The organism is Solibacillus sp. NPDC093137 (assembly GCF_050280445.1).
Lineage (GTDB): Bacteria > Bacillota > Bacilli > Bacillales_A > Planococcaceae > Solibacillus > Solibacillus isronensis_B.
On the sequence record NZ_JBNNVH010000001.1, the window covers coordinates 666,137 to 684,188 of the forward strand.

The window sequence follows — 18,052 nt, forward strand, 5'->3', positions numbered from 1 at the left end:
ACGAGAGAGGCTATCTTTGCAATGGTTTGTTTCAGCATTTATAATCTGATTTTATTTTTATTAAGCAAGAGGTTAACAAGAAAAAGTCTTCTATTAAAGAAGTGAATAATTAGTAATAAACGTTGAATAGAGGGAGGATTTATATGGAAATTCTATTAGTTGGAACGTTTCACTTTAGCGATACCTCTGACTTGAACACGTTATCGGAAAAGGATAAAAGGAAATATAGCGATAGCGATTTCCAACAATGGGCTATCGATCTTGAATCGGGACTTTAATTGCGTTATTCATAATCATAGGAAGCTTTTTAATCGCTTATTGGAGTTTTAACAGATTATTTAAGTCATTAAAATCAACAAACAAAAGTGATACAGCATTAAAAATCGAGTTGTATTCATTAGAAAAACGAGTTGAGGCACTTGAAAGTAAATTAGAAAACAAGTAATTGGCTATATAAAGGAGTTAGGAATAACATGATTACATTAAGAAATGTGCAAAAAACAGATTTAGAAGAGCTGGTTGTCATTGAAAATGAAGGCTTTACAAAAGAAGAGGCTGCTACAAGGGAAGCATTTGTGGAAAGAATTCAGCTGATTGCCGATACATTTATAGTCGCTGAAAAGGATGAAAAGATCGTAGGTTATATTAACGGTCCTGTAATCCCTCAACTATACATAACGGATGACCTTTTTGAAGAAATTAATGAAAATCCAAAAAAAGGCGGCTACCAAAGTATATTAGGAGTAGCAGTTTCTAAAGAGGCGAGAAATCAAGGAATTGCTCGAATCTTAATCAATAAAATGGAGCAGTTGGTAAAAGAAAATGAACGACAAGGAATTACGTTAACATGTAAACAGGAATTGGTTTCTTTTTATGAAAAACTCGGCTTTGTAAACCACGGCATTTCTGAATCACAGCATGGCGGTGTTAGCTGGTATAACATGGTCAAACTGCAAGAGAATATGGATTAATTATGGGGGGATTTCAATGTAATGTGAAATCCTCTTTTTATTTTCGGTTATTCAATATCAGCATTTTCCATTATAATGGAACTAACAAATTTATACAGAATTGAGTGAATAATATGGGTACTTCAAAAGTTACAGAACATCAATGGAATGCTAGTTTATACGATGGTAAGCACTCGTTTGTTTCAAAATATGGCAATAGTTTGGTGGAATTGTTAGCTCCAAAGGAAGGAGAGCGAATACTGGATCTTGGTTGTGGAACAGGAGATTTAGCAAATACTTTATTTGAGGGTGGCGTGGAAGTGGTAGGTGTCGACAAATCTGAAAATATGGTGAAACTAGCGACAAGTAAATACCCGCAGATTCCATTTACAGTTCAAGATGCTACCAAATTAACCTATCAAAATGAATTTAATGCGGTATTTTCAAACGCAACACTCCATTGGGTGCACCCGCCGAAAGAAGCTGTGCAATGTATTTATGAAAGCTTAAAACAAGGCGGCAGAATGGTTGCTGAATTTGGAGGGAAAGGCAATGTACAAACAATTACAGATGAAATTATTCAACAAATAAAAAATGCAGGCTACGAATTTAAAGAAGCACAATTTCCCTGGTATTATCCGAGTATTGCAGAGTACTCAAAGCTGATGGAAGAGGCAGGATTCCACGTGACTTTTGCTCAACTATATGATCGACCAACGCCTTTAGATGGTGAAAATGGTTTAAAAAATTGGATTGAAATGTTTGGCAGTATGTTATTTTATGGAATTCCCCAACAAATACAAGATCACATAATCGCTAATGTAGAAATGAACTTAAAGGATGTTTTGTATCGTGAAGGCATTTGGGTGGCAGATTATAAAAGGATTCGTGTAGTCGGAATTAAATAAGTAGTTCGCCTTGCCTTTGTTTTATATTGAAGAAGTAAGTAAATAACTAATTGAAATATAAATTAAGTATAAGTTAGGTGAATATAGATGAAAAAGTCCTCTCCAAAGCTTCCTTTAACATCTGAAGAAAGAATAAATTTAAGAAAGTGCAAAGTGAAATTGAATGAGATCGCACTTATGGACATACCACAATTAACTGCATGTTTACAATCAACTTCCGAACGTGCTAAATACCTTCGCGCACTAGCTCAATTCCAAACTATCCCTTCGATTGGACCAAAGTTGGCTCAATGGGTTACTGAATTAGGTTTTTATTCTTTAGAGGACTTGAAAAACGAAAATGGTGCTGAATTAACTAATCGATTGGAGGAACACTTCGGTTATTGGGAAGACCCGTGTGTAGAGGATTCGTTAAGATGTATCGTACATCATGCTAACCATTCAGGCAGCGAAAAAAGTTGGTGGCATTTTACGGATGAACGGAAACAATATCGGGAGAAAAATGGATACCCTGTTTCAAGACCAGCGACATCTTGGCATGATAAGAAAGATAAAAGCAAATAGAGTAAGATTAAGCAGAATTATAAAGATAGAAAGTTACAGGACCATGGGAGGGCTAAGTTTGGCAATTCATAGAATAGATCATGTAGGTATCATAGTAAACGATCTTACTGCAGTTAAAGAGTTTTTCATCGAATTTGGGCTGGAAGTGCTTGGTGAAGGGGAAGTGGATGGGAAATGGGCAGAGCGAATTATCGGGTTTACTGATGTGAAAGCAACCATTGTCCTTTTAGGGATGTCGGATGGCCAGGCAAAATTGGAGCTGGTCAAGTTTCATACAGACTCAGAGATAGAAAGTATACAGCAATCTTTAAAAAATCATATTGCCTTTGCCGTTGAAGATATTGAAACGGTCGTTGTTAAATTGAAAAAGAAAGGCGCGGAAATAATTAGTGAAATCCAAAACTACAATAATATATATAAATTATGCTTTGTTCAGGGACCAGAAGGCATAACTTTAGAGTTAGCTGAGAAAATGAGATAAACTTTAAGTGAAAGATTTCAACTTAATAGTACATTTTCATAGTAACCTTGGTGGGAGGAATAGAATATTGACAACTAATGCAGTCTTTCAAAGAGATATTAAAAGTTTTTGGTACCCAGAGTACAATAAAAATGGATATCCTCATGTGCAACAAGGATTCATTCTTCACCCTGATCGAAACGCTGAATTCGATCCTTTTATTTTAATGGCAGAAGATTGGTATAAGCGTGGCGTTTTCTCTGATCACCCACACCGTGGCTTTCAAACTGTAACATATGTTGTAGATGGCAGACTAGAACATATTGATAATGCTGGCGGTTACAGCATTTTAAATGCCGGGGATGTCCAATATATGAATGCCGGTTGGGCAGCTAGACATGCAGAAGAAGCGTTCGAGGACGACTTGATTCATACATTGCAGCTATGGCTAAATCTGCCGAAAAGTTTAAAGGCTACAAAAACGTCTTATCAAAATATTTTTGTTGAAGATGCACCTGTAGTCAATATCGATGGCGGATTCGTTCGAGTTTATTCAGGGGATATTGCAGGTGTAACAGGACCTATGCAAAGTTTAGTTCCTATTACGATGACAGAAATTACTCTTCGTGAAGGTGCTGAATACACTCATGTTTTACCCGAAAACCATAATTCATTCCTGTTTATGTTGGCAGGAGAGATGGAATTTGGGGAAAGCAAGACAAAAATAACGAAAACGGGAGCAGCAACGATTTCATTTAACGAAGATGGCTCAGAAGCAAATTCAAGCGAATTAAAAATTAAAGCATCAACACGGTCTAAAGTTTTGATTTATTCAGGTGTTCCAATTAGAGAAGAAGTCGCTCTAGGTGGACCGTTTGTGATGAATTCAAAAGAAGAAATCAGAGAAGCATTCCGTGATTTACAGCTAGGTGAATTTGGCCCACCAGCTGTGAAAAAGTAAAACTAATTAGCAATTAATAGCAAATAGTATAATGAACCGGATGGAATTTAGCCATCTGGTTTTTTGATTTTATCAAGTTCGACTCTACAATTATGGTAAAATTTATAATATAAGGAGAGGATTACATGGATTTATTATCATTTGCCTTTTTAGGGTTTTTACTTTACATCGTTGTATTTCTGGCGGTAAAGCATGGCATTAATTATTCGGAACTTTTTGGAGTTTTAATTAAAAAGAAGTATATGATTGAGGAAGAAAAATCTAACTTAAGTAATGAAGAAAAGGATAGCGATAAACAAAACTAACCGAGAAATAAAGGGGGATAAGTGTGGAGATTAAAAGGCTGGAAAAACATGAAAAAGTGCCAATGGAATTATTATTACTGGCGGACCCTTCAAGAAGTATCGTGGAATATTATATAGCAAAGGGCGATTGCTTTATAGCTGTAAGTAAAGAGAAAATTATTGGCGTCTATGTCCTGTTGCCGACAAGACCGAAAACTGTGGAAATTGTCAATGTAGCAGTAGCTGAAAATCATCAGGGAAAAGGAATCGGAAAATTATTAGTAAGTCATGCGATTCGTATAGCCAAAACACAGGGGTATAAAACGATTGAAATTGGTACGGGAAATTCAAGTATTGGGCAATTGGTGTTATATCAAAAATGCGGTTTTCGAATCGTTTCAGTTGATCATAACTATTTTATTAAGCACTATTCAGACGAAATTTACGAGAATGGCATTCAGTGTATCGATATGATTAGGTTATCGCAAGATTTATAAGGGGGATAAGGATGAAAAAATTATTGTTTTTATTCTGTTTGTTTTCCATTTTGCACATCACGACTGCTTGCAGTAACCAAGATGAACCTATTACAACAATTGAAGCCGCAATTTCACAGTTGACAGAGGGTGAATTTGAAAGTGTCGGGACTCATGAGTTAAAAAATCCTCTAATAGATGATTTCAGGAAATTTACATTCAACGTGGAAGTAGACAATGTAGCTGGACAGAAAGTTGAATTTTCATTTAGCGATAGTTGGAAAGATGCGATCGATTCATTTGATACTACTGACCGTTATTGGTTTGGAGGCGGTAGTGAACAAAATAATGTGGGTGAGAATGTCGCAAAGCATGCTCAGGAATTTGTCTTTTATTCTAAAGGATTAAATGAAGAGTCAATGAAGGAGGCATTAAACACGATTATTTTTGAAGTAAACATAGACAACGATGGAGAAATCACGACAGAAGAATATAAAGTCGGGGATTTAGTTGAATTTAATTGATAGTAATATTTAAAAATGATTGGAGAAATCTTCATGAAAATATACGATCTGGCAAGTACATTTCTAAATCAATATGAATCTTCAAAAGAGTAATACGAAAATTATTTTAACAAACATCCTGAAATTTATAGTTATTACTTTGATAACCATTGTCACAATAAAGAACTGAAACTTGAAAATGCGTTAAAAGCCCATCCTAATAAGATTGAACAAATGAATTGGATTACAGACAAATTAAAATCGCTAACACCTCATATTACAAAGGAATACGAAAAGCGGTTTCCGATAATATTTTTAAAAGATGTTTATATTTTTGTCGGTCTAGGTGGTTCGAATGCTTATACTTATCGTTCCATGGATCCTCATATTGCTTTTTGTGTTGAAAAGTTTGAACCGTATGAAGAGGGACTAAATGTAATAATTGCACATGAGTTTGGCCATACAGCCCATCATCTTTACACAACACATAATGGGATAGATGCAAAAGATATACAATGGTATAACCCGTTCACCTGGCTATTGCAAGAGGGGGTAGCGACTTTTTTATCAACTTTAGTAGTAAATGTAGACCAAGATATTTATTTTGCATATAAACGTGATCCGGAGTGGCTTTCATTCTGTGAAAAAAATATAGCAACCATTATCAATGCTTTTCAAAAAGATTTAATTCAAAGTACATCAGCAGAAATATTTAAAGAATGGTTCTCGATTAATGGGGGGCAAACTTTTGGCTACAGTCGGATTGGTTATTATATTGCTTATCTTTTAGTAAAACGTTTAGCAGGTGAAAAAGGTATTGAAAATGCAATGCTTTATTGGGGACATTCAGATTTTGAAGAGAGAATGAAAACGTTATTACACACGATTTAAATCAAATATAGTAACTCACTATCTTTAATGGATGCTGTTAAAGATGAGATGGAGAAATGTGTTAATTAGAATCCTCATGTTTTTTTTCAATGTATTTAACTGCTTCTCAATTTCTAGTTCGAGAAGATTTAATTTCTAGGTAATTGTGCTATTGGCACACTCTGAGAAGATAAAAAGAGAAAAGTAGTTACACATTGCAGTCATATATTGGGGGAGTAACATGATTATAATTAATTCAGTTGTATTATGGGTAATTATCTCAATGTTCATTAATACTTATTTAATGACTTTACCGATACCGGTTATACGAAAAAAGGATTTTCCGACTACCTACATGATTCAGCACGAGAATCGAATTGATTTCCAAAAGGTACGGAATGCGCGGCGTTTTCAACAGCGTACTTGCTGCGTCACTTTGGTATGGATGCTGAAGGTGAAGCGTTATATAAGCATTTTCTCAACAAAACAAGAGCAGGCAATGTATATCCAAAAGGGATACGTACTGTGTTAAGAAATTATGGATTTAAGACTAATTATTATAAAGGTAGTATAAATACATTAAAGTCCGAAGTCAGTAAAGGAACGCCAGTAATTGTTTTTATTAAAGTACAGAAGGAACTCAAAAATCTGCATTTTGTTCCGGTAGTAGGGTATGACAAAGAGTACATTTACCTTTCGGAATCATTGAGTCATTTAGTAAATGATGAAGGAGAACAGCAGAACTATAATCGAAAAGTTCCGATTGAAGAGTTTAAAATGCTTTGGGATGTAAAGAGAATTCACACGCTTCCATACAGCAATACATATATAGCAGTAGATGCAAAATCAAGCTAACAAATCGATTAGCAGTAGGTGAAAATAGTGAAAGTATTTGGAGAAAAATTAAATGGCCTTAATTATGAATTAAGAAAAGGGGTTTATGCCGTTATATTTAATTCAAAAATGAATGAAGTCTTGACAGTCCAAACTTCAAGGGGTGATTACTTTTTGCCGGGTGGCGGGATTGAAAATCATGAAAACCATTTGCAATGCCTCGAAAGAGAAATACTTGAAGAAACAGGATATAACGTAGTGATCGGCCCTTTTATAGGGAACGCAAAGTGCTTTTTTCTCTCAACCAAAAAAAAGCCTATTCTAAATGATGGCTATTTCTACTTCGCACAATTATTAAATAAAATTCAAGATCCCATTGATGACGACCATTTTATAAAATGGATTGAGACAGATAAAGCCCGGGATCTCTTAATACATGCCCACCAGATTTGGGCAGTTAAAGAAGGACTAAAACAGAAAACAAGTAAAGATGAGCTAGCTAAATAAGACAGGGATTATACTGCTTGTTTTCTTAGTTACTTTGCCAGTTACTTTATTGTGTTGCTATTCATTGCACACTCAACTGTTTTTAATTATTTTTATATAACTTAAAATGTGCATTCACCTGCCCTTGAGTCATAATTTTTTTGGCTCTTTTTTCTTTTTTAATAATATTTTGACGGATTTCAAATGTACTGACACCGTCCTCTACTTCATTGCTGATAGCAACTAGAACTTCCACATCTTGAAAGGAATACTTCCGTGTTCCACTAGCATTACGCTCAGGAAATATAAGTTTTCTTTCCTCGTAATACCTAATCTTTCTTTCGGTAAGCCCCGTTAATTCACTAACTACACCAATATTAATCACTTTCTTATACTTAAATGAATCGTCTACTTTCATATAACATCCCTCCTTTTTATAAGAGAAAAGCAAAGTATTATATGTCACTTAATATAACACAAAAAATCTAAAAATAAATAATATTTAGAAAAATTAGAAAAAGTGTGTAAGAAAATCTGACATATTTAATGTTTTCGAATTGTGAATCGTTTAAATTCAATACATAGCTTAATACTTTTTTAGAAAAGTGAAGTAGGTGATAAAGTTGAAGTTTGAAGGTGTAGCGGTAGAAAAAATCTCCCAAAATATCGTAGAACAAATTCGAAAAAAACTAATCAATGGTAGCCTGCAACCAGGTGAAGTTTTACCGTCTGAAGAAAATTTATCGAAGATCTTTGGGGTGAGTCGGAGTTCCCTTAGAGAAGCTTTACAAATTCTTGAGATTCAAGGAATTGTTGATCGGAAAAAGCGAAGTGGTACGGTTATCCGAAAACTTTCAATTTTAGAAATGGCTAATATCTACTTGCCACGATCTGACGAAGAAAGTCTCTTGGATTTGATGGAAACACGTGAAATTTTAGAAGTTGCGATTGTAGAACTAGTTTCAGAAAGAGCAAGCCCTAAAGATGTTCAAGAGCTTGAGAATTTACTCGGATGGATGGAGAACAATCCGGAAGAAGCAGCTGAAGCGGACGTTGCATTTCATTTAGCTTTAGCACGGATGAGTCGTAATGAAGTAATGTTCAATATTGTGAAATCACTGAAAGGGACAATGGATCGCTTGCAGGAAAGAACGATTTATTTACCTGGTAGATTAGAACACGTATTAGTTGAACATCGAAAGATTATCGAAAGTATTAATTCGAAAGATCCTGAATTGGCCAAAATATATATGAAAAGACATCTTCGAAAGGTCAAAGGTTTACTGGAAAAGTTATAAGTGTTTTCTAGAATCAATAAGTCGGATTATAAGATTTATTGCTGATAACTCTTATAGCTTATCCATTACCGTGAATAAGTCAGACAATATGATGTAACAGACTAGTAAGTGAGAAGGGTGGATGATGTTATGCAGTTGGTTGTAGAAAGCATTAATAAATCATTCGGAGCTAAAAAGGTTTTGAATGATATCAATCTTACAGTTAAGCCTAGTGAAATCATATGTGTACTAGGACATAGTGGATGTGGGAAATCGACACTTTTAAATTTAATTGCAGGTTTTTTGAAAGCTGATTCCGGGGTGTTACAAGTTGATGGAGTAGACATAACAGGTCCTAATAAATCAAGAGGAGTTGTTTTCCAAGATCATGCTTTATTTCCCTGGTATGACGTGTTAACGAATATTGCCTTTGGTTTAACGGTACAAGGGATGCCTGAAAAAGAAGCAGAAGTATTAGCGGAGCAGTATCTCAATATGATTGGTTTAAAAGATTATGCCAACCATTATCCAGATGAGCTTTCGGGTGGGATGAAACAACGAGTAGGAATTGCTCGTGCTCTCGCAAGCGGACCAGAAATATTATTGATGGACGAGCCTTTTGGAGCATTGGACATTTTAACGAGGGATACGATGCGTAAAGAATTATTGAAAATTTGCCAAGAGCTTAAGCCGATGGTGATTTTCGTTACTCATAGCATTAGCGAAGCAATTCATTTAGGGGACAGAGTTGTTGTTATGAAAAAAGGTCAAATTGCTAAAGTTTACGATGTGGGTATTGAGCATCCTCGTACTTACAATCATCCTCGTTTTTCGGAATTGATGACAGAAATTGAAGGATTGCTGATGGATGAAGTGGATGTAAGTCAAGTAATACGAGATTAGGAGGGAAGCATATGAAAGATGCAGCATTAACTGAAAGTTTACCACGCGAAAAAAAGAGTGTGAAGTTAAAGAGTTTTAATGCAAAGGTTGCCTTAAAAGCACTTTTACCAATCGTAGCGTTCTTTATTGTTTGGGAATTATTTGGACGCTTAAATCAGAATTTTGCTTGGTTTAACCCCGTATTTTTACCGCCTCCAACTTTAGTAGTTGCTGATGGTTACGCACTTGCACAAACAGGAATGCTTACGAGCAGTATTATTTCGAGTACGCTTCGTATCATCGTTGGTTTTTCAATCGGTGTTATGGCTGCTATTGCAATGGGTGTTGTAATGGTACGCTTCAAGTTCGTTGAAACGTGGATTGCACCTATTATCAATTTAGTAGGGCCGATTCCTGCATTAGCTTTGTTGCCACTATTCATTATCTGGTTTGGTATTGGCGAGTTTCCTAAAGTGCTATTAATTGCTTGGTCAACATTTATTCCAGTTTTAGTATATACGCTAGACGGATTAAAGTCAGTGAACTCTACGCTAGTACGATCAGCTTTAAGTTTAGGTGCTAGTCAGAAACAAATATTTACTCGGGTAATAATCCCAGCAGCGATTCCAAGTATTCTTGTAGGGGTTGAAGTAAGTTTAGGCTTATCGTTTTCCGCGTTGGTAGTTTCTGAAATGATGGGAGCTGAGAGTGGTTTAGGTTATATAATTGTTGACGCCCGAAATTACTTCAAAATTTCGAATATGTTTGTCGCTATTGTATTAATCGGTTTAGAGTACAGTTTATTTGCCTACTTATTGCGCAAATTTAAAAATAGAATTTTATTCTGGCGTAAAGGTGGAGCACATGCTGCCATTGAAAAATAAGAATTGACCTAGGAGGGGTAATGATGAAGAAATTTAAACATATCTTTACTTTATTAATCTTAACAATGTTGCTAGTAGCTTGTGGAAATGAAAAAGAGGAAGTTTCAAGTAGCTCAGCTAAAGGCGCAGAGGTTGAAAAAAAAGAGTTGACGTTGATGGGGGTACGTGACGCTCAAATTTCAGCAGCTCAAATTATTGCCGAAAAACAAGGTTATTTTGAAGCAGAGGGTGTAAAAGTTAAGAACCATTTAATCGAAAATGGTCCTGAAATGGGGTCAATGATTGCTGGTGGAAGTGCACCGATTAGTTTAATGTCTAACTTTTTACCATTAACAATCACAGCTTCAGATGTAAATGTAAAAGTAGTTGCGGTATTAGACCAAATGGCTGGTACACAAGCGATGGTAAGCCGACCTGGTTTGAAATTAGAAAGTGCAAAAGACTTAGAAGGATTAAAAGTAGGGATGCCTAATGGTGCTGAAGTTTATTACGCAATAAATAGTATGGGTGAAGAATTAGGTGTAGATGTCAGTAAAATCGATTACATCAACTTAGCACCAAGTGACGGTTTAGTTGCATTACAACGAGGTGATATTGATGCATTAGCTGCGTGGGAACCATTTATTACTAAAGGTACTCAAGCAGGTGGAGAATTTATTTTAAGTGGACGTCAAAGTAATTTACCTGAAAAACAAGGTGAAGTGAACTGGTTAAGTGTTCACTCAACATTAATTGCAACTGATGATTTCTTAGAAAAAAATCCAAACACAATTAAGGCTTTAATTCGTGCACTGAAAAAAGGGACAGACTTCATTAATGACAATCGTGAAGAGGCTGTAAAAATCTTATCACCTGAATTACGTCTAACAGAAGAAGAGTTATCAGAAATCATGAACCGTAACTTCTATTCAATGGAAGTAGACAATACGTACTGGAATGACAGTAACAGTGAAGGGATCATGGATTACTTCTTAAGTGTTGGCAACATTCCTAAGAAACCTGATGTCGAATCATATCATGACTTTACTTTATTAAAAGAAGTGTTCCCTGAGTTAATTACAGCAGACGCTTTAAAATAAAACTGAAGGTGGGATATTAAATGGAGATTAATAAAAAACGTTTAGAAAATATGTTTGAAGTAGTTTCAGAGTTTGGAAAAATCGGCCAAACAGGGCTTTGCCGAGCTACGTTAAGCCCAGAAGAAAAGCAGACGTTTGAGACAGTTACGGATTGGTTGGAAAAAGCAGGTATTAGTGTACATGTTGATAACTTTGGTAATTTAATTGGTCGATTGGAAGGGAAAAACCCTCATGCACCGGCGTTAGTGATGGGATCACACTTAGATTCACAACCTTATGGAGGTCGTTTTGACGGCACATCTGGTGTGTTAGCTGGAGTTGAAGTATTACTGACTATGGTTGATAAAGGAATTCAGCCGGAAGTTCCGATTGAAGTGATCTCATTTGCAGATGAAGAAAGCTGGCGTTTTAAGAAGGGGCTATTTGGATCGCGAGGAATCGCAGGTCTTTTTGAAGAAGGTGAGCTCGAACGAACAGATAAACAAGGAATTACAAGACGTCAAGCATTAATCGACTTCGGTTGTGATCCGGATAAATTAGAAGCATCTGTTTATCCAAAAGGGGCAGTAGGTGCATTTTTAGAGCTTCATATTGAACAAGGCCCATATTTAGATGTAAATAATAAGCCGATTGGAATTGTAAAAGGAATCGCAGGTCCACTTTGGTTAACTGTTGAAGTAGAAGGTTTTGCTGGACATGCAGGTTCTGTACCGATGAATATGCGCCAGGACGCTTTATTGGCAGCTTCTAAAATGGTTACAGAAATTAATAGAATTGTAAGGGCTCAAGAGGACGTACCAACCGTAGCAACAGTAGGCAGTATCCGCGTATTCCCGGATTCACCAAATATTATTCCTGAAAAAGTGGAATTTACAATCGACTTGCGGGATATAGATTTAGAACGTCGTAATGCTTATGAAGAACAGATACGTATGATGATTAATGAAGTAGCAGCCGAATATAATGTATCTTCTTCGATAGTAGAAGATACAAATCAATCGCCGGTAACCATCGCAGACTGGATTCAAGCTGCTATTAAAGAAGAAAGTGAGCAACTTGGTCTGGACTGTCCAATTATGATGAGTGGTCCATTCCATGATGCAACTGTCATGGCAAGTATTTGTGATGTAGGAATGATTTTTGTCCGTTGTAAAGATGGCATCAGCCATAACCCTGCTGAATATGCAAGCTATGAAGATTTAGCATTGGGCACAGAATTGCTATATCAATCGGCTATAAATATTGCATCTAAAATTGCTGAATTAGTTCCACAATAATACGTTTAAGTGGCAGGAGGGGTGGCAGATGACAGTTTTAATTACAGGTGGTTCAGGTTTTGTAGGAATAAATATTATAGAAAAGATTTTGGGTGCTGGAATGGATGTAGTGAATTATTCACTTACACCTGTTCCAGCAGAAGCGGAAACATTATTTCAAAGTAAAGCAGGCCATTATTTCTATATTGAAGGAGATATTTTAAATGGAGATACACTCATACAAACGCTGAATCAATTCAACATTAAAAGCTTGATTCATGCAGCTGCTATCACTCCGGATATTGAACATGAAATGAAATCATTTTCAAAAATTTCTTCTATTAATTACAACGGTACGCTATCAGTATTAGAAGCAGCTAAAAAAGTAGGAATTGAAAAGTTTTTCTATATTAGTTCCTGTACCGTTTATGGTGAGACGGGTTATATCGATCCGTTACTAGATGAGAAGAAATCAATTCCATTACCAGTCAATTTATATGAAATAACAAAATATGCGGGGGAGCGTTTAGCCCTTCGCTATAAAACCCTATACGATTTACCATTGACCGTTTGCCGGTTAGGCTACGTATACGGGGCTTGGGAGCATTATACGGGATTACGTCAAACGTTATCCGTACCATTTCAAGTGACTAAAGCAGCTTATGAAAAAACAACGATTCATCTACCAAGACCAGGCGTACGAGACTGGATTTATAGTAAGGACGTTGCTGCAGCTATTTATCACTTAATACAAGTTAAGGAGCTAAAAGAAGATATATATAATATTGGCTCTGGCCAGTTATGGAGCATCGTAGATTGGTGTGAGCTTTTGAAACGGAAATTTCCGGACTTTAACTATCAATTACAGGAAGATTCAAAGTTATGGAATGTAGATTATTTCGGTGAACGAGACATTCAGCAATTAGCAGTTGATCGTTTGAAAGCAGAAGGTTACACACCGCAGTACAGTTTAGATGAAGCATTTGAAAACTATATGGATTGGTTGGCACAAACGTCATTATTCTGGTCGATACCTGCAGATCAACAAATGGTGAACAAATAATAAAATTAAAGAACACTGGGAGGCGTAATGTATGAGTATTTTATTAAAGAACGGGATTATTGTAACAAGTACAGATGAATATGTAGGAGATATTTTAATTGAAGATGAAAAAATTGCGGCAATTGGTCAAAATCTTTCACTTGAAGCAGACCAGGTTATAGATGTTTCAGGAAAGTATGTCTTACCGGGAGGAGTCGATCAGCACGTCCACTATTCTTTTGATTATAAAGGTGCACGCGTACAAGGCTTCGATACTAGTAACGCAGCAATTGTAGGAGGTACTACTACAGTTATCGAATTCGTGAACCAAGCACCAGGCAAGGGCATTGCCGAAACTATTTTTGAATATGAAGAAGATGAGGTAAAAGATGTCGCAATGGTCGATTATTCGTTCCATGGAATTGTTTGCGAACCTTCCGACGAACTCTTTAAAGAAATTCCAAGCTTAGTAGACAAAGGGCTACCAACATTAAAACTATTTATGGCGTATAAAGGCTTACCATTTCATAGTGATGATGAAGCCATCTTTAAAGCATTAAAAGCGGCTAAAGATGTCGGTGTAACAGTAATGATTCACGCAGAAAATGCAGATGTTATCGATATTCTTCAACAGGAATATTTAGCAAAAGGTTTAACGGATCCTTATTATCATGCACTTTCAAGACCGACACTTGTTGAAGTAGAGGCTACGCAGCGTGTCATTCATTTAGCGAATTTAGCTGGTGCACCTGTATATATTGTTCACGTAACGGCAAAAGAAGTCATGGAAGTCATTCGGGATGCGTACATCAAAGGAACACCGGTATATGGTGAAACGTGTACCCATTATTTAATGTTAGACAAAGAAGATTTAGCCCGTCCTAATTTTGAAGGTGCAAAATATGTCTGCTCACCAGCACTACGTGAAGAAGAAGACCGTGAAGCATTATGGAATGCCATTAATAAAGGCTGGTTAAATGCTGTTAGCTCTGATCATTGCGGATTTAACTGGGAGAAGCAAAAGACAATGGGGATTGATGATTTCACAAACATCCCAAATGGTTCGCCAGGTGTTGAAAACCGTCTCGGAATATTATGGACATATGGTGTAAATACCGGCAAGATTTCTCGTCAACGTTTAGTAGACTTATATGCAACAACCCCAGCGAAAATAAATGGTATTGCCCACCGTAAAGGCCATATTGGAGTTGGGTTTGATGCTGATATTGTAGTTTACGACCCTACGCCTGTTTCAATTATCTCGAATGAAACAAGCTTACAAGGAGTAGATTTCAATATTTACGAAGGGCTTAAACAAGAAGGGAAGGTGGACAAAGTATTCTTGCGTGGTCAATTAGCCGTTGAAGATGGCAAATATGTTGGATGCTTAGGTCAAGGGACGTTTATCCCTGGGAAACCATACGGCTTATGCTATGAAGGTTTTGAAAAGAAAGGGGAGTTAGAAAGCGTACTATAAAAGGTTAAAGCGTGTGTTCTCCCAATTTATGACCATTATAGAATATTTAAAGAAACTACAAAATTAAAAAAACATAAAAAATGAGCTAGAATCATTGAATCTAGCTCATTTTTATTTTAACGACGAAGCTTAAATTTACGCATACGATCGACTAAGAAACCGCCTTTGAATGATTTTGGCTCATATGAAATGATAAATGCCTTTGGTTCAATTGATTCGACAAGGGCGAATAATTCTTTTTCTCGGTTTCGTTTAGCGAGAATTTCATATTTATAACGTTCACTGTCACGACCTTCACTGACAGATGTCGTGATGGCAAAGCCGCTGTTTCTTAATGTTTCGATCAATTCCTGATTTTTTTGCTGCGTATTGATTGTAACAGATACAAAACCAATAGCCAGCTTGTTTTCAATCATTGTTCCTATTGGTATCCCTAAACTGAAACCAAGTGCATATACAAGCATCGGTATGATGTTCTGATCCCCATTAAAAATAATTGAAAGTGCAAATACATTAATAAGAATTTCTAAAAACCCGAAAATGGAAGCAAGAAGCCTCATATCTTTAACTAAAAAAATTGTACGCAATGTCATTAACGGCACGTAAACGAGCTGTATGACCAGAATTAGGATTATTTCCTGCATAAAATCCCCTCTTTCATTTAAAAATTTACTTTACTTTTCTACTTCTACCCTAATATGAAATTTATATTCTTATTAATTATTTGAGTTAATGCTATAAAAAGAAGTGAGAATCAATTGCTGTTATAAAATTGATTCTTTCTAACCATCATTTATCCATCAAGATGAATGATGGTTTTTTGTTTTGGAAAGGGGGTTTAATATAGGTAAAGTTCGGAAATATACCCATCAATTAGTATTAATAAAATGATATATTATACAATAATTCTAATAAAAAACTGCTATGATGGAAGTATCTGAGATTATTATTTGAATATTTAAGGAGTTATGAATTTGGCGAAATCAATCCGAGCATTACTATCACTATCAATTTTTATACTAGTTTTAAATTGCAGCTCATTGACCACGAGTGCTAAAGGCGTTAATCTTCTCCCTTTTGAAGATGAAAAGTCTGGAAGAAACAGTAACGCTTACTTATCAACATACGAATTTCCTTCAACTAAAATGAAGGAAGACTTTATTGATGAAATATCTACATATGCGATGAAAGCAACTGAAAAGTGGGGAATCCCTGCTAGTGCCATTATTGGAATGGCTGCTTTGGAAAGCGGCTTTGGAACAACAAGAATAGCAATGAATGCAAATAACCTTTTCGGAATAAAGGTTTGGGGATATAATCCGAAGAATGCCTGGCAGTTGAAGGGACAACCTGATGAAGATTATGAACCGGTTCCTGTACTTACTGATTACGGACAAGACCGTAAAATATACGATGAAAGCAAAAGAAGGGATAACTGGTATCGGGCTTTTAGTACCTATAAAGAAGCGGTCGATTATTTGGCAGGAAACTTACTGTTAAACGATAGATATCGGTTCGCAAAAAACAATTACGAAGAAAGATTGAAAAAAGGATGGAGTTATGAGCGAGCATCTAAAGAATATTTGTTCGACATTGCCAACGCCGGCTATATCCATTTGGGTGGGGCATACTATCGAAATAAAGTAGGCGCCATCATGGACGAACGTGATTTATATCAATTTGATGATAGAAATTTAAAAGACATAGGTGGGCATTGGGCCGAACAACAGATTCTATTCTTAACTGAAAAAGGCTGGATCTCCGGCTATCCAGATGGTACATATAAACCGAATCAATCGATAACAAGAGCTCAAGCAGCAGCTATTATAAGTAATTTTTTAGCGCTGACTACAACAAATAAAGATATTTCATTCAGTGATGTGGAAAAGAGCTTTTGGGCATCAGACTCAATTCGTTTAGTAGCGCAACATAAAATAATCAACGGCATCGGTGATGGACGTTTTTCACCTAATACGTCTTTAACAAGGGCGCAAATGGCTCAAATTTTCTATAATGCAGAATTTTATAGCCAATCTGCGAACAAAGGTGTAAATTCATTTAAAGATGTGGACCAAAATTTTTGGGCATCTCTTGCGATTGAAACGATGAAACAAGAAGGAATTATGGCTGGCTATACCGCTAGCCGTTTTGGTCCAAATAATCCGACAACAAGGGCACATATGGCAGCTATGATTTATCGGATACATGAAAAAGGCTTGAACAAATAATCCAGCAAGTAAAAGAAGCACAGTATTGTGCTTCTTTTTGTTTTATCTAGAGACCTTAATAAATTCATTTACCATACCGATAAAATATTCTAGTATCCGTACATCATCGGTCAGTTCGGGGTGAAAAGAGCACCCTAAAAATTGCCCATCTCTAGCTAGTACAATCCGTTCTTCATATGTAGCAAGTATTTCAACATGTTCACCGACCGATACAATATGTGGAGCTCTAATAAAAACTGCTGTTATTTCATCACCAATTGATGGAATAGATAATGGAACTTCAAAGCTGTCTATTTGTCGACCGAAAGAATTTCTTTCTACTTCCAATTCCATTAAACCGAGGTGAGGGGGATTGGAATTCTTAATATTTTTGGCCAATAGTATAAGACCTGCACATGTCCCGAACATTGGAACACCTTGTTGTGCCAATGTTTTTATTGGTTCTACCATGTCATTTCGTTCTAACATTTTACCGATTGTCGTACTTTCTCCACCAGGTAAAATTAGACCGTCAACACCACGTAAGTCATCGCATGTTTTTACTGCAACAGCATCATGACCAAGAGTTTCAATTTGTTGAATATGCTCTTTTACCGCACCTTGTAATGCAAGCACTCCTATTTTTGCCATA

Annotated in this window: 23 protein-coding genes; 20 read left to right on the top strand and 3 right to left on the bottom strand. The window is 36.1% G+C overall.

Going from position 1 to position 18,052, the window contains the following annotated elements; genetic code table 11:
• Window positions 1-143 precede the first annotated feature (143 nt).
• The 12 genes from ACQKN3_RS03425 to ACQKN3_RS03480 all read left to right on the top strand — a co-directional run bounded on the left by ACQKN3_RS03425 (window position 144) and on the right by ACQKN3_RS03480 (window position 7,317).
• Window positions 144-278 carry a hypothetical protein gene (locus tag ACQKN3_RS03425; RefSeq protein WP_427709384.1) on the top strand — a complete coding sequence of 45 codons (135 nt, stop codon included), beginning with the start codon at window positions 144-146 and terminating at the stop codon, window positions 276-278.
• Window positions 279-473: 195 nt separating this feature from the next.
• Window positions 474-971: a GNAT family N-acetyltransferase gene (locus tag ACQKN3_RS03430; protein WP_427709385.1), complete on the top strand. Its 498-nt coding sequence runs from the start codon at window positions 474-476 to the stop codon at window positions 969-971.
• Between the two features lie 113 nt (window positions 972-1,084).
• Window positions 1,085-1,858: a class I SAM-dependent methyltransferase gene (locus tag ACQKN3_RS03435; RefSeq protein WP_427709387.1), complete on the top strand. Its 774-nt coding sequence runs from the start codon at window positions 1,085-1,087 to the stop codon at window positions 1,856-1,858.
• Window positions 1,859-1,945: 87 nt separating this feature from the next.
• The gene (locus ACQKN3_RS03440; protein ID WP_427709389.1) at window positions 1,946-2,422 is read left to right on the top strand and encodes a helix-hairpin-helix domain-containing protein; all 477 of its coding nucleotides are present in this window, start codon (window positions 1,946-1,948) and stop codon (window positions 2,420-2,422) included.
• A 58-nt stretch (window positions 2,423-2,480) separates the two neighbouring features.
• Complete coding sequence (locus tag ACQKN3_RS03445) at window positions 2,481-2,903, top strand: VOC family protein (RefSeq protein WP_427709391.1); 423 nt, start codon at window positions 2,481-2,483, stop codon at window positions 2,901-2,903.
• Window positions 2,904-2,970: 67 nt separating this feature from the next.
• Window positions 2,971-3,843 (top strand): pirin family protein, encoded by an 873-nt coding sequence (locus ACQKN3_RS03450; protein WP_427709393.1) that lies wholly within the window; start codon window positions 2,971-2,973, stop codon window positions 3,841-3,843.
• Window positions 3,844-3,968: 125 nt separating this feature from the next.
• Window positions 3,969-4,148 carry a hypothetical protein gene (locus tag ACQKN3_RS03455; RefSeq protein ID WP_427709395.1) on the top strand — a complete coding sequence of 60 codons (180 nt, stop codon included), beginning with the start codon at window positions 3,969-3,971 and terminating at the stop codon, window positions 4,146-4,148.
• Between the two features lie 23 nt (window positions 4,149-4,171).
• Window positions 4,172-4,624 carry a GNAT family N-acetyltransferase gene (locus tag ACQKN3_RS03460; RefSeq protein ID WP_014823579.1) on the top strand — a complete coding sequence of 151 codons (453 nt, stop codon included), beginning with the start codon at window positions 4,172-4,174 and terminating at the stop codon, window positions 4,622-4,624.
• 11 nt (window positions 4,625-4,635) lie between these two features.
• Entirely contained in the window at window positions 4,636-5,127 is a 492-nt protein-coding gene (locus ACQKN3_RS03465; RefSeq protein ID WP_427709397.1) for a fructose-bisphosphate aldolase, read from the top strand.
• A gap of 213 nt (window positions 5,128-5,340) precedes the next feature.
• Complete coding sequence (locus ACQKN3_RS03470) at window positions 5,341-5,997, top strand: hypothetical protein (RefSeq protein WP_427709399.1); 657 nt, start codon at window positions 5,341-5,343, stop codon at window positions 5,995-5,997.
• Window positions 5,998-6,417: 420 nt separating this feature from the next.
• Entirely contained in the window at window positions 6,418-6,831 is a 414-nt protein-coding gene (locus ACQKN3_RS03475) for a C39 family peptidase (protein WP_427709401.1), read from the top strand.
• A 27-nt stretch (window positions 6,832-6,858) separates the two neighbouring features.
• Window positions 6,859-7,317 carry an NUDIX hydrolase gene (locus tag ACQKN3_RS03480; protein WP_427709403.1) on the top strand — a complete coding sequence of 153 codons (459 nt, stop codon included), beginning with the start codon at window positions 6,859-6,861 and terminating at the stop codon, window positions 7,315-7,317.
• 82 nt (window positions 7,318-7,399) lie between these two features.
• Here ACQKN3_RS03480 and ACQKN3_RS03485 read toward each other — a convergent pair whose 3' ends face one another.
• Entirely contained in the window at window positions 7,400-7,714 is a 315-nt protein-coding gene (locus ACQKN3_RS03485) for a MerR family transcriptional regulator (RefSeq protein ID WP_079527314.1), read from the bottom strand.
• A 205-nt stretch (window positions 7,715-7,919) separates the two neighbouring features.
• Between ACQKN3_RS03485 and ACQKN3_RS03490 the strand changes: the two genes are divergently transcribed.
• From ACQKN3_RS03490 to hydA, 7 genes are all read left to right on the top strand, one after another.
• On the top strand, window positions 7,920-8,594 hold the full coding sequence (locus ACQKN3_RS03490; RefSeq protein WP_427709406.1) for a FadR/GntR family transcriptional regulator: 675 nt from the start codon (window positions 7,920-7,922) through the stop codon (window positions 8,592-8,594).
• Window positions 8,595-8,723: 129 nt separating this feature from the next.
• On the top strand, window positions 8,724-9,476 hold the full coding sequence (locus ACQKN3_RS03495) for an ABC transporter ATP-binding protein (RefSeq protein WP_427709408.1): 753 nt from the start codon (window positions 8,724-8,726) through the stop codon (window positions 9,474-9,476).
• An 11-nt stretch (window positions 9,477-9,487) separates the two neighbouring features.
• Window positions 9,488-10,339: an ABC transporter permease gene (locus tag ACQKN3_RS03500; protein WP_427709410.1), complete on the top strand. Its 852-nt coding sequence runs from the start codon at window positions 9,488-9,490 to the stop codon at window positions 10,337-10,339.
• Between the two features lie 23 nt (window positions 10,340-10,362).
• Window positions 10,363-11,418 (top strand): ABC transporter substrate-binding protein, encoded by a 1,056-nt coding sequence (locus ACQKN3_RS03505; RefSeq protein ID WP_427709412.1) that lies wholly within the window; start codon window positions 10,363-10,365, stop codon window positions 11,416-11,418.
• A 20-nt stretch (window positions 11,419-11,438) separates the two neighbouring features.
• Entirely contained in the window at window positions 11,439-12,695 is a 1,257-nt protein-coding gene (locus ACQKN3_RS03510) for a M20 family metallo-hydrolase (protein ID WP_427709414.1), read from the top strand.
• 28 nt (window positions 12,696-12,723) lie between these two features.
• The gene (locus ACQKN3_RS03515) at window positions 12,724-13,737 is read left to right on the top strand and encodes an NAD-dependent epimerase/dehydratase family protein (RefSeq protein ID WP_427709416.1); all 1,014 of its coding nucleotides are present in this window, start codon (window positions 12,724-12,726) and stop codon (window positions 13,735-13,737) included.
• A 31-nt stretch (window positions 13,738-13,768) separates the two neighbouring features.
• Window positions 13,769-15,193 carry a dihydropyrimidinase gene (hydA, locus tag ACQKN3_RS03520; protein WP_339262137.1) on the top strand — a complete coding sequence of 475 codons (1,425 nt, stop codon included), beginning with the start codon at window positions 13,769-13,771 and terminating at the stop codon, window positions 15,191-15,193.
• A 116-nt stretch (window positions 15,194-15,309) separates the two neighbouring features.
• On the opposite strand, the gene ACQKN3_RS03525 is transcribed toward hydA, so the two are convergent.
• Window positions 15,310-15,837, bottom strand: coding sequence for a DUF2179 domain-containing protein (locus tag ACQKN3_RS03525; RefSeq protein ID WP_427709418.1), 528 nt, complete (start codon window positions 15,835-15,837; stop codon window positions 15,310-15,312).
• 324 nt (window positions 15,838-16,161) lie between these two features.
• On the opposite strand from ACQKN3_RS03525, the gene ACQKN3_RS03530 reads away from it, so the two are divergent.
• Complete coding sequence (locus ACQKN3_RS03530; protein WP_427709420.1) at window positions 16,162-17,421, top strand: S-layer homology domain-containing protein; 1,260 nt, start codon at window positions 16,162-16,164, stop codon at window positions 17,419-17,421.
• Between the two features lie 42 nt (window positions 17,422-17,463).
• Here the strand turns inward: ACQKN3_RS03530 and pdxT are convergent, their stop codons facing one another.
• Window positions 17,464-18,051, bottom strand: a complete 588-nt coding sequence (pdxT, locus tag ACQKN3_RS03535) for a pyridoxal 5'-phosphate synthase glutaminase subunit PdxT (RefSeq protein WP_427709422.1) — start codon at window positions 18,049-18,051, stop codon at window positions 17,464-17,466.
• Between the last annotated feature and the right edge of the window lies 1 nt (window position 18,052).